At 57.0% G+C, this 13,122-nt stretch carries 10 protein-coding genes, 2 tRNA genes and 1 other RNA gene; 6 read left to right on the forward strand and 7 right to left on the reverse strand.

The features are described 5' to 3' along the window. Window positions 1-21 precede the first annotated feature (21 nt). On the reverse strand, window positions 22-924 hold the full coding sequence (gene rssA / locus ACWKXN_RS10185; protein WP_023312102.1) for a patatin-like phospholipase RssA: 903 nt from the start codon (window positions 922-924) through the stop codon (window positions 22-24). Window positions 925-1,038: 114 nt separating this feature from the next. Between rssA and ACWKXN_RS10190 the strand changes: the two genes are divergently transcribed. From ACWKXN_RS10190 to ACWKXN_RS10210, 5 genes are all read left to right on the forward strand, one after another. After that, window positions 1,039-1,497 (forward strand): YchJ family protein, encoded by a 459-nt coding sequence (locus ACWKXN_RS10190; RefSeq protein WP_045888025.1) that lies wholly within the window; start codon window positions 1,039-1,041, stop codon window positions 1,495-1,497. Between the two features lie 46 nt (window positions 1,498-1,543). Next, complete coding sequence (gene purU / locus ACWKXN_RS10195; protein ID WP_023312104.1) at window positions 1,544-2,386, forward strand: formyltetrahydrofolate deformylase; 843 nt, start codon at window positions 1,544-1,546, stop codon at window positions 2,384-2,386. A 157-nt stretch (window positions 2,387-2,543) separates the two neighbouring features. Next, a tRNA-Tyr gene (locus ACWKXN_RS10200) sits at window positions 2,544-2,628 on the forward strand. A 35-nt stretch (window positions 2,629-2,663) separates the two neighbouring features. Continuing rightward, window positions 2,664-2,748 (forward strand) — tRNA-Tyr (locus tag ACWKXN_RS10205). Between the two features lie 45 nt (window positions 2,749-2,793). Beyond that, a non-coding RNA gene (locus ACWKXN_RS10210) (RtT sRNA) lies at window positions 2,794-2,924 on the forward strand. Between the two features lie 108 nt (window positions 2,925-3,032). Here ACWKXN_RS10210 and ACWKXN_RS10215 read toward each other — a convergent pair. After that, on the reverse strand, window positions 3,033-3,476 hold the full coding sequence (locus ACWKXN_RS10215; protein WP_033146544.1) for an Lrp/AsnC family transcriptional regulator: 444 nt from the start codon (window positions 3,474-3,476) through the stop codon (window positions 3,033-3,035). A 108-nt stretch (window positions 3,477-3,584) separates the two neighbouring features. Here ACWKXN_RS10215 and ACWKXN_RS10220 point away from each other — a divergent pair, with 108 nt between their 5' ends. Beyond that, window positions 3,585-4,481 carry a DMT family transporter gene (locus ACWKXN_RS10220; protein WP_454543779.1) on the forward strand — a complete coding sequence of 299 codons (897 nt, stop codon included), beginning with the start codon at window positions 3,585-3,587 and terminating at the stop codon, window positions 4,479-4,481. Here the strand turns inward: ACWKXN_RS10220 and narI are convergent. The 5 genes from narI to ACWKXN_RS10245 all read right to left on the reverse strand — a co-directional run bounded on the left by narI (window position 4,478) and on the right by ACWKXN_RS10245 (window position 12,915). Then, window positions 4,478-5,155, reverse strand: a complete 678-nt coding sequence (narI, locus tag ACWKXN_RS10225) for a respiratory nitrate reductase subunit gamma (protein ID WP_023312107.1) — start codon at window positions 5,153-5,155, stop codon at window positions 4,478-4,480. The two genes, ACWKXN_RS10220 and narI, sit on opposite strands and share 4 nt — an antisense overlap. Further along, window positions 5,155-5,865, reverse strand: coding sequence for a nitrate reductase molybdenum cofactor assembly chaperone (gene narJ / locus ACWKXN_RS10230; RefSeq protein ID WP_045888023.1), 711 nt, complete (start codon window positions 5,863-5,865; stop codon window positions 5,155-5,157). Before narJ ends, narI begins: the two co-directional genes overlap by 1 nt. Beyond that, complete coding sequence (gene narH, locus ACWKXN_RS10235; protein ID WP_454543742.1) at window positions 5,862-7,397, reverse strand: nitrate reductase subunit beta; 1,536 nt, start codon at window positions 7,395-7,397, stop codon at window positions 5,862-5,864. The genes narJ and narH overlap by 4 nt, the downstream gene beginning before the upstream one ends. After that, the gene (locus ACWKXN_RS10240; RefSeq protein ID WP_454543743.1) at window positions 7,394-11,137 is read right to left on the reverse strand and encodes a nitrate reductase subunit alpha; all 3,744 of its coding nucleotides are present in this window, start codon (window positions 11,135-11,137) and stop codon (window positions 7,394-7,396) included. Before ACWKXN_RS10240 ends, narH begins: the two co-directional genes overlap by 4 nt. Window positions 11,138-11,517: 380 nt before the next feature. Continuing rightward, window positions 11,518-12,915, reverse strand: a complete 1,398-nt coding sequence (locus ACWKXN_RS10245; protein ID WP_033145765.1) for a NarK family nitrate/nitrite MFS transporter — start codon at window positions 12,913-12,915, stop codon at window positions 11,518-11,520. Window positions 12,916-13,122: the final 207 nt, after the last annotated feature.

Consider the following 13,122-nt stretch of genomic DNA (forward strand, 5'->3'; position numbering starts at 1 on the left):
GAAGTAGTCAAAAAAAGGTGCTTAACGTGCTGTTTGCACAAAAGGCAACAATTCGTCCATTTTCTTTTCGACGGCTAACGAGCCCGCTGCGATGGCGGCCTCAGCCCGATGGAAATCAAGAGTAGAGATTTGCGGACAGTAAGGCTGAATAAGAATATCTGGCGGATCGCCTGCCATACGATTGCGCTTAAGGCGATTCTCCAGTACCTGGATTGACGTGGTCATGATTTCTATCGCCGTCGGCGCGGCAACCGAGCGTCGCGCGGCCATACGCCCGATTCTACCGCGCAGGCGCTCATGCCAGGCCAGTTTCTCGCCCTCGGCATCTTCGCTCTGGAGATTGACCGGCATGAGGTCCTGTTGCATCAGGTGGGCGTCGTGCTGCAGGTCGACGGCAATTACGATATCCGCCCCCATTGCACGGGTCAGAGAGATGGGAACCGGGTTTACAACGCCACCGTCGACAAGCCAGTAACCGTTGTGTGGGACAGGCGCCATAAGCCCCGGCATGCTGCAGGAGGCGCGCACGGCAAGATGGATATCCCCTTCGGTTAGCCAGAGTTCGCGTCCCGTGCTGAGGTTCGTCGCGACGGCGCCAAAGGGCATCTGACAATCAGTGAAGTCTTCGAGAGGCATAACCTGGCGGAACTGGTTAAAGACACGTTCGCCGCGCAACAGCCCACCACGCTGCCACGAGAGGTCCATCAGACGCAGGACGTCCCAGTAACTGAAGGAACGCACCCAGGTCTCGAGTTCCGGAAGCTTCCCGCACGCGTAGGCGGAGCCGACAAGCGATCCTATTGAACAACCTGCGACAATATCTACGTTAATGCCCATCTTGTTTAAGGCATTAATCACGCCGATGTGTGACCATCCCCGGGCTGCACCTGAGCCCAGCGCCAGTCCAATTTTAACCTTTCTCATTAGCCCTGTTTTACTTCCCCTGGATTCCTGACATAGCGTCAACGCAACAGCTCAGTTAACATAGTGCTACCCGAAGCGTTTTACGCCTTTATTATTTGTTCCAGGAAGAGAATCGTGTCTCAACTCTGCCCTTGTGGTAGCGCTCTGGAGTATAGCCTATGTTGCCAGCGATATCTGTCTGGCGATCAGGTTGCACCAGACCCGTCACACCTCATGCGTTCACGTTACACCGCTTTTGTGATCAAAGACGCAGACTACCTGATTAAAACCTGGCATCCCTCCTGCCATGCTGCCGAATTCAGACAAGACATCGAAGCCGGCTTCGCGAACACGCAGTGGCTCGGCCTCACCGTCTATGAATCCTCAACGGGCAGTCATGTGGATGAAGGTTACGTCAGCTTTGTTGCTCGTTTTACCGAGAATAATAAACCAGGTGCCATTATCGAGCGTTCCCGGTTCTTAAAGGAAAGCGGGCAGTGGTATTATATTGACGGAACGCGCCCACAGTTTGGTCGTAACGATCCCTGCCCGTGTGGTTCAGGTAAAAAATTTAAAAAGTGTTGCGGGCAGTAATGCCTGACAACCCAGACTTCGCAAATACAAACAGGATTTCCCGGCGATGCAATCATTACAACGTAAAGTTCTGCGCACCATCTGTCCCGATCAAAAAGGACTGATCGCACGAATTACCAACATTTGCTACAAACATGAACTGAATATCGTGCAGAACAACGAGTTCGTTGACCACCGTACCGGCCGCTTCTTTATGCGTACCGAACTCGAAGGTATTTTCAACGACACCACCCTGCTTGCCGATCTCGACAGCGCGCTTCCGGAAGGTTCCGTGCGCGAGCTGACCCCAGCCGGTCGACGCCGCATCGTGATCCTGGTGACCAAAGAAGCACACTGTCTGGGCGACCTGCTGATGAAAGCAAACTACGGCGGTCTGGACGTGGAAATAGCTGCCGTTATTGGCAACCATGAGACGCTGCGCACGCTGGTCGAGCGTTTTGATATTCCGTTCGAGCTGGTGAGCCACGAAGGCCATACCCGTGAAGAACACGACGATCTGATGGCGCAGGCCATTGAAGCGCATAACCCGGACTACGTGGTGCTGGCGAAATACATGCGCGTGTTAACGCCATCCTTCGTGGCGCGTTTCCCGAACAAGATCATCAACATTCACCACTCGTTCCTGCCGGCCTTTATTGGTGCGCGTCCCTACCACCAGGCCTACGAGCGCGGCGTGAAGATCATCGGTGCGACCGCGCACTATGTGAATGACAACCTGGACGAAGGTCCAATCATCATGCAGGACGTGATTCACGTGGACCACACCTACACGGCCGAGGACATGATGCGTGCAGGGCGTGACGTTGAGAAGAACGTGCTCAGTCGTGCGCTGTATCAGGTGCTGGCGCAGCGTGTCTTTGTCTACGGCAACAGAACCATCATTCTTTAATCTTTCAGAAAATGAATTGATTAGCTTTGCGCCTTTACGGATAAAAAGCAGGCAAACAGCTTCATTTACCTAAAGGAATGCTTTACAGGGGCGCCTCATTTGATATGATGCGCCCCGCTTCCAGCAGGAAGCAGGCCAGTAAAAAGCATTACCCCGTGGTGGGGTTCCCGAGCGGCCAAAGGGAGCAGACTGTAAATCTGCCGTCATCGACTTCGAAGGTTCGAATCCTTCCCCCACCACCATCTCTCAGCACGACCTCAAAATTTGAATTACCCCTGGTGGGGTTCCCGAGCGGCCAAAGGGAGCAGACTGTAAATCTGCCGTCATCGACTTCGAAGGTTCGAATCCTTCCCCCACCACCATCACTTTCAAATAACTCCAAACTTCCTTTTTGCACCAGGCATCATGCATTTCCGTAACGGGGAAGGATGAGAAGCTTCGACTAAGGTTCGATTCGAGCGTAGCGAGAAAGCGTTGCCGCAGGCAACGACCCGAAGGGCGAGGCGCAAGGCGCCGAGTAATCCTTCCCCCACCACCATCACTTTCAAATAACTCCAAACCTCCTTTTTGCACCAGGCATCATGCATTTCCGTAACGGGGAAACCTTCGCAGGCGCAGCCGCCACCCGGCGACAGAAGCCAGAAGCCTACATCGGCGGCAAACGACGCTTCACCGGCGAACTCTTCACAATCGACGTATTGCACTGGGCATGCTCCGCCAGGCCGTCCAGCAACTCATCCAGCTGCTCTATCGATCGCACCACCAGCCTAATCACAAAGCAATCTTCCCCTGTGACTTTGTCGCTCTCTATACACTCCGGCATCGCCTGAATGTATTTATCCACCTTATGCAACAACCCCGGCAAAGGACGCACGCGCACCAGCGCCTGCAGCGTATACCCCAGCGCCGCCAGATTCACCCGTGCGCCATACCCCTGAATCACACCGCGCTCTTCCAGCCTCTTCAGGCGTTCTGCCGTGCTGGGGGAAGTCAGACCGATGCGTCCGCTGAGCACCTTCAAAGACATGCGCGCATCTTCGACCAGACAGGCTAAAATTTGACGGTCGATATCATCGAGAAGGTATTCCATCGTTTTCACCTAATTTTAAAAAGTCATCACTGCATTTCACCTTATCTCATCCCTGTAAAACCCGACAGCGATTTTCGACAATAGCGTCATACAATCAGGAGGTGGATGATGCGTGATTTTCATAAAGGCGTCTTGCAAATGAGCCTGGCGATGTTAATTTCCGGCTCTATCGGTGCGTTTGTTTTACTCAGCGGTCTGCCAGTGACAGAGGTGGTGTTCTGGCGCTGTCTTATCGGGGCAATGGCGCTTTTTATTTTTATCCGAGCAAGTCAAAAGCCCTTCAGTCCCCTCACCCGCACCACGCTGCTGCTGGCCATTCTCGGCGGCGTAGCGCTCGTGGTGAACTGGCTGCTGCTCTTCGCGGCCTATGAACGGATCTCGATTGGTCTTTCTACCGTGGTCTATAACACCCAGCCGTTTATGCTGGTCTTAATGGGGATGTTTTTAGGTGAGCGCGTTAGCCTGGTGAAATGGGGCTGGCTGTTCCTCGCCTTCGGCGGCGTGGTGATCTTGCTCTCCAGCGAGCTGACCGGCGCGCACGGCGGTGAATGGCTCGCCGGAATCGGCCTGGCGATGGCCGCGGCTTTCTTCTATGCGGTCACGGCCATTATTGCCCGCAAGCTCAGATCCGTTGCGCCGCAGCATATTGCCTTTATCCAGGTGCTGACGGGCGTCGTGATGCTTTTACCGTTTGCCAGCATGTCGTCATTTTCCGGTGATTTTCCCTGGCCGATCCTGCTGACGCTGGGCATCGTCCATACCGGCATTATGTACCAGCTGCTCTACAGCGCGATCCAGAAGCTGCCTACGCCCATTACCGGCTCCCTGTCGTTTATCTATCCGGTGGTGGCGATCGTTGTCGATAATCTGGTGTTCGGACACTCGCTGAACCTGACGCAGCTGGCGGGCGGCGCGCTGATCCTGTTTGCTGCCGCGGGCAATAACCTGGGCTGGGGCGAAAAAAAACCCCGCGAGTGCGGGGTTGGTATCAAAACGGCGAATTAGCGACGGGCGCGCACAATCTGGTATTTGCGCGTCAGGTACTCCACCGGCGCGCTCCAGATATGCACCAGACGAGAGAACGGGAACAGCACAAACAGCGTCATCCCCAGCACCAGGTGAACGCGGAAGATAAACGCCACGCCGTCCAGGTGCGCGGAGGCTCCGCCGTGGAAGGTCACCACGGACTGCGCCCAGCCGACCAGCTTCATCATTTCGCTGCCGTCCATATGCTGCGCCGAGAACGGAATGGTCAGCAGGCCCAGCGCGCACTGCACCATCAGCAGGGAGAGGATCAGAATATCCGCTGCGGTCGTGGTCGCACGCACGCGCGGGCTGAACAGACGACGTTTCAGCAGCAGCAGGCCACCCACCAGAGTCATCACGCCGCAGGCACCGCCGGCGATCATCGCCATCTTCTGCTTCACCTCGATCGGTAGCCACGCTTCATACATCCAGTGCGGCGTCAGCATCCCGAGGAAGTGACCGGCAAAAATCCCCAGAATACCGATGTGGAACAGGTTAGAGCCCACATGCATCCCTTTACGATCCAGCATCTGGCTGGAGGCCGCACGCCAGGTGTACTGGCCGTAGTCGTAACGCAGCCAGCTTCCCACCAGGAACACGGTGCCCGCGATATACGGGTAAATGTCGAAGAAGAACATATTCAGGAAGTGCATTAGTGCCGTCCTCCGTTAGAGATATTCAAATATTGCGGGGCAACCGCGCCGGCAAAGCGACGCTGGTGAGCGGAGATTTCAGACTCGCCGCAGTTCTGGTCAGCAAAGAATTTCACCTGCTCTTCTTCCCAGACCGCATCCAGCGCCTGTGGGGTATCATCGCGGGCTTCATCCGCAATTTTCTCCGCAACTTTTTCACTGTCGACCGCGGCGTTGGCCAGCTTCACCAGCAGATCGAACAGAACAGCATAGCGGCTCTCGCGCTGCTGAAGACGCGCACCGAGCAGCGCCAGGATCGGCGCGATATCCTGCAGACCGCCCAGCGCCTCTTCTTTCGGCAGCTGCGCCAGGTACTCCAGATACAGCGGCAGATGATCCGGCAGCTCGCGGCTATCGAGCTGCAGGCCGTGCTGTTCGTACTGGGCCATCAGGTCCACCATCGCCTGACCGCGGTCACGTGACTCACCGTGAACGTGTTCAAACAGCAGCAGCGAGGTCGCACGACCACGGTCAAACAGCTGGCTGTAGTCCGCCTGCGCGTCCAGGAGATCGCGCGCTAACAGATCGCGGAGGAAAACGCCAAGCCGCTGGGCATCGTCTTTATCCAGGTTTTCAGATGACGCGAGTGCATCAAAGAGTTCCTGCTGATGCTGCGCAAGCGCAGCATCCGGGTACTCGAGCAGACGCGAAACAATGACGAGTTCAATCATTGGTGCGGCTCCGTTTTGCTGGTCACATCCATGGCATCGATGCGACGGCTGTTGAACAGGTTGAATTTGCTGTCTGACCCGTGGCAACCGTCGCCAAAGGTAAAGCCACAGCCATTTTTTTCCGGGAAGGCTTCACGAGCCAGCTCGCGGTGGCTGCTCGGCACCACGAAACGGTCTTCGTAGTTGGCAATCGCCAGATAGCGGTACATCTCCTGCGCCTGCGCTTCGGTCAGACCAACCTCTTCCAGCGCGCGGGTATCGATCACGCCGTCTACGGTTTCCGCGCGTTTGAAGTGACGCATCGCCAGCATACGTTTCAGCGCGAGCAGTACCGGCTGGGTATCCCCTGCGGTCAACAGGTTCGCCAGGTACTGAACCGGAATACGCAGGCTTTCCACGTCCGGCAGGATGCCGTTGCTGCCCAGTTCGCCCGCGTCAGCGGCAGACTGAATCGGCGACAGCGGCGGCACGTACCAGACCATCGGCAGGGTGCGGTATTCCGGATGCAGCGGCAGGGCCAGCTTCCAGTCCATCGCCATTTTGTACACCGGTGACTGCTGCGCCGCGTCGATGACGCTCTGCGGCACGCCGTCTTTCAGGGCCTGCTCGATCACCTTCGGATCGTTCGGATCGAGGAACACGTCCAGCTGACGCTGATACAGATCTTTCTCGTGCTCGGTGCTGGCGGCATTTTCAATCGCGTCCGCGTCATACAGCAGCACGCCGAGGTAGCGAATACGGCCTACGCAGCTTTCTGAGCAGACGGTCGGCATTCCGGCTTCAATACGCGGGTAGCAGAAGATGCACTTCTCAGACTTGCCGCTCTTCCAGTTGAAGTAGATTTTTTTGTACGGGCAGCCGGTGATGCACATACGCCAGCCGCGGCACTTGTCCTGGTCGATCAGCACGATGCCATCTTCTTCACGCTTGTAGATAGCGCCGCTCGGGCAGGTCGCCACGCACGCCGGGTTGAGGCAGTGCTCGCACAGGCGCGGCAGATACATCATGAAGGTATTTTCAAACTGGCCGTACATCGCCTTCTGCATGTTCTCGAAGTTATGGTCTTTGGCGCGCTTCTCGAACTCGCCGCCCAGAATCTCCTCCCAGTTTGGACCGCTGGTGATCTTGTCCATGCGCTGACCGGTGATCAGCGAGCGCGGACGGGCGATCGGCTGGTGTTTGCTTTCCGGCGCGTTGTGCAGGTTCTGGTAGTCGTAGTCAAACGGCTCGTAGTAATCGTCGATGCCCGGCAGGTGCGGGTTAGCGAAGATTTTACCCAGCAGCATCGCGCGGTTACCCATGCGCGGCTGCAGCTTGCCGTTGATTTTACGGATCCAGCCGCCCTTCCACTTCTCCTGGTTTTCCCAGTCGGTCGGGAAGCCGGTGCCCGGCTTGCTTTCCACGTTGTTGAACCAGGCGTACTCCATACCTTCGCGGCTGGTCCAGACGTTTTTACAGGTGACCGAGCAGGTATGACAGCCGATGCATTTATCCAGATTCAGCACCATGCCGACTTGTGAACGAATTTTCATTTTACGCTCTCCTGTACCTGGTCATTACCTTCGCCGTCTAACCAGTTAATATTCTTCATCTTACGTACCACCACGAACTCATCGCGGTTCGATCCTACGGTGCCGTAGTAGTTAAAGCCGTAGGCCAGCTGCGCATAGCCACCGATCATGTGGGTCGGCTTCGGCGTAATACGGGTCACGGAGTTGTGGATCCCGCCGCGCTGCTCGGTAATTTCTGACCCCGGCAGGTTAACGATACGTTCCTGCGCGTGGTACATCATGGTCATCCCGGCCGGTACGCGCTGGCTCACCACCGCACGCGCCGTCAGGGCACCGTTGCTGTTGAACACTTCGATCCAGTCGTTATCTTCGATACCCAGATCTTTGGCGTCCGTTTCGCTCATCCAGACAATCGGACCGCCGCGAGACAGGGTCAGCATCAGCAGGTTGTCGCTGTAGGTGGAATGAATACCCCACTTCTGGTGCGGCGTCAGGAAGTTCAGTGCCTTCTCAGGGTTACCGTTCGATTTCGCGCCCATCACCGCTTTCACGGAGCGGGTGTCGATTGGCGGACGGTAAACCAGCAGGCTTTCACCGAAATCGCGCATCCACTGGTGATCCTGATACAGCGACTGACGGCCTGACAGGGTGCGCCATGGGATCAGCTCGTGAACGTTGGTGTAGCCCGCGTTATAGGACACGTGCTCATCTTCCAGGCCAGACCAGGTCGGGCTGGAGATAATCTTGCGCGGCTGCGCCTGAATATCGCGGAAGCGGATTTTCTCTTCCTCTTTATTCGTCGCCAGGTGCGTATGGTCGCGGCCGGTGAACTCGCTCAGCGCCGCCCAGGCTTTGACGGCAACGTGACCGTTGGTTTCCGGGGCCAGGGTCAGGATCATCTCTGCTGCATCAATCGCCGTGTTCAGCATGGGCTGGCCTTTCGCCGGGCCGTCCGCTTTGGTGAAGTTGAGCTTGCGCAGCAGATCCATCTCGCTCTGGGTGTTCCAGGCGATCCCCTTCCCGCCGTTACCGATTTTCTCCATCAGCGGGCCGATAGAGGTAAAGCGCTCGTAGGTTGCCGGATAGTCGCGTTCAACCGGAATAATGTGCGGCGCGGTCACGCCCGGGATCAGGTCGCATTCGCCTTTTTTCCAGTCCTTCACGTCCAGCGGCTGCGCCAGTTCGGCGGCCGAGTCGTGCTGGATTGGCAGCGTCACCACGTCGGTCTCTTTGCCGAGGTGCCCTACGCAGACTTCGGAGAATTTCTTCGCGATGTCTTTGTAGATATCCCAGTCGCTTTTCGATTCCCACGCCGGGTCAACGGCCGCAGACAGCGGATGAATAAACGGATGCATATCCGAGGTATTCATGTCGTCTTTTTCGTACCAGGTGGCGGTTGGCAGCACGATGTCGGAGTACAGACAGGTGCTGGACAGACGGAAGTCGAGCGTCACCACCAGATCCAGCTTGCCGTCGAGACCGTTATCTTTCCACTCCACCTCTTCCGGCTTCACGCCGCCCTGCTTGCCGAGATCTTTCCCCTGGATACCGTTTTCGGTACCGAGCAGGTATTTCAGCATGTACTCGTGGCCTTTACCGGACGAGCCCAGCAGGTTGGAGCGCCAGATGAACAGGTTGCGTGGGTGGTTTTTACCGTTCTCCGGCTGTTCTGCCGCAAAGCGGATAGAGCCATCCTTCAGGGATTTCACGGTGTAATCCACCGGTGACATGCCCGCCTGCTTCGCCGCTTCCGCAATGCGCAGCGGGTTAGTGCCCAGCTGCGGCGCCGACGGCAGCCAGCCCATGCGTTCAGCACGCACGTTGAAGTCGATCAGGTGGCCGCTGTAGCGGGATTTATCCGCCATCGGCGACAGCAGCTCCTGTGCGGTGACCGTTTCGTAGCGCCACTGGCTGGAGTGGTTATAGAAGTAGGAGGTACTGTTCATATGGCGTGCCGGACGCTGCCAGTCGAGGGCAAACGCCAGCGGCTGCCAGCCGGTCTGCGGACGCAGTTTTTCCTGGCCGACGTAGTGTGCCCAGCCGCCGCCGCTCTGACCAACGCAGCCGCAGAAGATCAGCATGTTGATCAGACCGCGATAGTTCATATCGAGGTGATACCAGTGGTTCAGACCCGCGCCGACGATGATCATCGAACGGCCGTGCGTTTTGTCCGCGTTTTCAGCGAACTCACGTGCGATACGGGTAATGTGCGCACGTGGCACGCCGGTAATCTGTTCCGCCCAGGCCGGGGTGTAGGCCTTCACGTCGTCATAGCCGGTTGCGCAGTTTTCATCGCCCAGACCGCGTTCCAGACCGTAGTTCGCCATGGTCAGGTCATAAACGGTGGTGACCAGCGCGGTAGAGCCGTCGGCCAGCTGCAGGCGCTTAACCGGCAGTTTGTGCATCAGAACGTTTTTCAGTTCAACCTTGTTGAAGTGCTCTGAACCTTCACCGCCGAAGTACGGGAACCCGACCTCGGCGATCTCGTCCTGGCTACCCAGCATGCTCAGGCGCAGCTCCGTCTCTTCGCCGGTGGTGCCGTTGCGTTGCTCAAGGTTCCACTTGCCCTTCTCGCCCCAGCGGAAGCCGATAGAGCCGTTTGGCGCCACCAGCTCGCCGTTGCTGTTATACGCAACGGTTTTCCACTCAGGGTTGTTTTCCTGGCCCAGCGAATCCACCAGATCGGCGGCGCGCAGCGTGCGGCCCGCGGCATAGTAGCCCTCCCGCTCTTCCAGCATGACCAGCATCGGCATGTCGGTGTAGCGGCGAACGTAGTCGGTGAAGTACTGGCTTGGCTTATCAAGATGGAATTCACGCAGCATGACGTGGCCCATCGCCATCGCCATCGCCGCGTCGGTACCCTGTTTCGGCGCCAGCCACAGATCGCAAAGCTTGGCGATTTCCGCGTAGTCAGGGGTGACCGCCACGGTTTTGGTGCCTTTGTAACGGACTTCGGTAAAGAAGTGCGCGTCCGGCGTACGGGTCTGAGGAACGTTAGAGCCCCAGGCGATGATGTAGCTGGAGTTGTACCAGTCCGCGGACTCCGGCACGTCGGTCTGCTCGCCCCAGGTCTGCGGAGACGCAGGCGGCAGGTCGCAGTACCAGTCGTAGAAGCTCAGGCAGGTACCGCCGATCAGCGACAGATAGCGCGCGCCGGAGGCGTAAGAGACCATCGACATCGCCGGAATTGGCGAGAAGCCCGCCACGCGGTCAGGACCGTAGGTTTTGACGGTGTAGACGTTGGAGGCGGCAATCAGCTCGTTTACCTCTTTCCACGAGGAGCGAACGAAACCGCCGCGACCGCGAGCCTGCTTGAAGCTTTTTGCTTTGTCAGCGTCTTCGATGATGGACGCCCAGGCATCCACCGGATCGCTGTGCTGTACTTTCGCCTCACGCCACATTTTCATCAGGCGCTTGCGCATCAGCGGGTATTTCAGACGGTTGGCGCTGTAGAGATACCAGGAGTAGCTGGCACCACGCGGGCAGCCGCGCGGTTCGTGGTTTGGCATATCCGGGCGGGTGCGCGGATAGTCGGTCTGCTGCATTTCCCAGGTCACCAGACCGTTTTTAACGAAAATCTTCCAGCTGCATGAACCGGTACAGTTCACGCCGTGGGTCGAACGGACGACTTTGTCATGCTGCCAGCGCTGGCGGTAACCGTCTTCCCAGTCCCGGTTGGTATCCAGAACCTGGCCGTGCCCATCGGCAAAAGTTTCACCCTTCTGTTTGAAGTAGCGAAACCGGTCCAAAAATTTGCTCATCGGGTATCTCCTGTGTGGAGCCTGTGGCTCTCTAAATCGACATTGCTGATTTGCAGCGAAGGTAACGCCCTGAAAGAGGGGGAGAATTGATAACGATCAAGACGAGGAGGGACTTTCAGGCGAGGGGTTACACCAAATACCACCAAAGCGGTATCTTCAAAAATTTCATATCATCATGAAATATAGAGTTATTTTTATTTTATCGTACAAAAAGCCAGTCAACATTTAACATCTCAGGTATTAAGGGGTAGAGCCACCTGCAAAGCGATGGCGATCACAGTGTCACCGCAGGCGTCTGCCGTAAAAGCCGTAAGTATGTTGTAACTATTATGTTGGCAAAAAAAACGCGGCCCGAAGGCCGCGTAAACGGATAATCACACTTACTTATTTTTCTTGGTATTTCGGCCATATACCAGCCACGTAATCACAACGCAGGCGATATAGAAGACGAGGAAGACTTTCATGGCACCGGCCGGTGAGCCGGTCAGGTCCAGAGAGATACCGAACGCTTTCGGGATAAAGAAGCCGCCAATCGCGCCGATGGCAGAGATAAAGCCCAGCGCCGCGGCCGTATCCGTCGCCGCTTCGCGCATGGCCTGCTCTTCGCTCCCGCCCTGCGCCTTCACCCGATCCATCGTCAGCTTACGGAAGATCACGGAGATCATCTGGAAGGTAGAGGCACTCCCCAGACCGGCCGTCAGGAACAGCACCATAAACACGCCGAAGAAGGCGATGAAGTTACCGCCCTGCCCGTCGACGGGCAGAGTGAGAAACAGCAGCGCGCAGAAGACCGCCATCACGACGAAGTTCACCAGCGTCACGCGGGTACCGCCGAGACGGTCAGAGACCATGCCGCCCAGCGAACGCGCCAGGGCACCGATAAACGGCCCGAAGAAGGCAAAGTGCAGGATCTGAATCTCCGGGAACTGCGTTTTCGACAGCATCGCGAAGCCCGCAGAGAAGCCGATAAACGAACCGAAGGTGGCCAGATACAGCAGCGCCATCACCCAGAGGTGTCCACGCTTCAGCACCGGCAGCTGTTCGCTCAGCGACGCCTTCGACGCGGACAGGTCATTCATAAAGAACCAGGCTGCGAGGGTGAAGACCACCAGGAAAGGTACCCAGATCCAGGCGGCGTTCTGCAGATAGAGGGAAGAACCATCCGCCTGCTCAACGCCACCGCCGCCAAAGGCCGCGAAAATAGAAACAGAGATCGCCAGCGGGGCAATCAACTGCATCACGCTGACGCCCATATTCCCCAGGCCGCCGTTAATGCCCAGCGCACCGCCCTGCTTCGCTTTCGGGAAGAAGAAGCTGATGTTCGCCATGCTGGAGGCGAAGTTCGCACCCGCAAAACCGCACAGCAGGGAAATAATCACGAACACGCTGAACGGCGTAGAGGTATCCTGCACTGCGAAGCCAAGCCAGACGCAGGGGACGATCATGATACCCGTACTGAACGCCGTCCAGCGACGACCGCCAAACACCGGCACCATAAACGCGTAAGGCACACGCAGCAGCGCGCCTGACAGCGACGGCAGCGCGGTCAGCATAAACAGCTGATCGGTCGTAAACGTAAACCCAACTTTCGGCAGGTTGACCGCCACCGCGCTAAACAACATCCATACGCAAAACGCTAATAACAAACACGGCACGGAAATCCACAGATTCCGGCTGGCTACACGATGGCCGCGCTGTTGCCAGAACGCCGGATCCTCTGGACGCCAGTCTGTAATAACGGCACCATTTTCCCTTTCGGGAGCGGATGAGTGACTCATAGACACCTCTGATTCTCGAATGATGCTGCAAACATTAGGGCTTTAGGGCGGCGGTAAGTTGATATAAATCAAAGGAAAAGTGGGAGAATTTGCGGCGTAAAATAAGGCCTCACCCTTAGTGAGTAGGCTAATTCGGTAAAAAAGACGTGGTTTTTCACGGCACTGACGGTTCCAGACTACCCCCACCTCCTTCCCCCTACTCCGTTG

This window comes from Enterobacter sp. UPMP2060 (genome assembly GCF_053709655.1).

Bases quoted from the DNA above. Each gene is read 5' to 3' on its own strand.
- rssA (WP_023312102.1), bottom strand. From the start codon at position 924: ATGAGAAAGGTTAAAATTGGACTGGCGCTGGGCTCAGGTGCAGCCCGG.
- purU (WP_023312104.1), top strand. From the start codon at position 1,544: ATGCAATCATTACAACGTAAAGTTCTGCGCACCATCTGTCCCGATCAA.
- ACWKXN_RS10215 (WP_033146544.1), bottom strand. From the start codon at position 3,476: ATGGAATACCTTCTCGATGATATCGACCGTCAAATTTTAGCCTGTCTG.
- ACWKXN_RS10220 (WP_454543779.1), top strand. From the start codon at position 3,585: ATGCGTGATTTTCATAAAGGCGTCTTGCAAATGAGCCTGGCGATGTTA.
- narI (WP_023312107.1), bottom strand. From the start codon at position 5,155: ATGCACTTCCTGAATATGTTCTTCTTCGACATTTACCCGTATATCGCG.
- narJ (WP_045888023.1), bottom strand. From the start codon at position 5,865: ATGATTGAACTCGTCATTGTTTCGCGTCTGCTCGAGTACCCGGATGCT.
- narH (WP_454543742.1), bottom strand. From the start codon at position 7,397: ATGAAAATTCGTTCACAAGTCGGCATGGTGCTGAATCTGGATAAATGC.
- ACWKXN_RS10240 (WP_454543743.1), bottom strand. From the start codon at position 11,137: ATGAGCAAATTTTTGGACCGGTTTCGCTACTTCAAACAGAAGGGTGAA.
- ACWKXN_RS10245 (WP_033145765.1), bottom strand. From the start codon at position 12,915: ATGAGTCACTCATCCGCTCCCGAAAGGGAAAATGGTGCCGTTATTACA.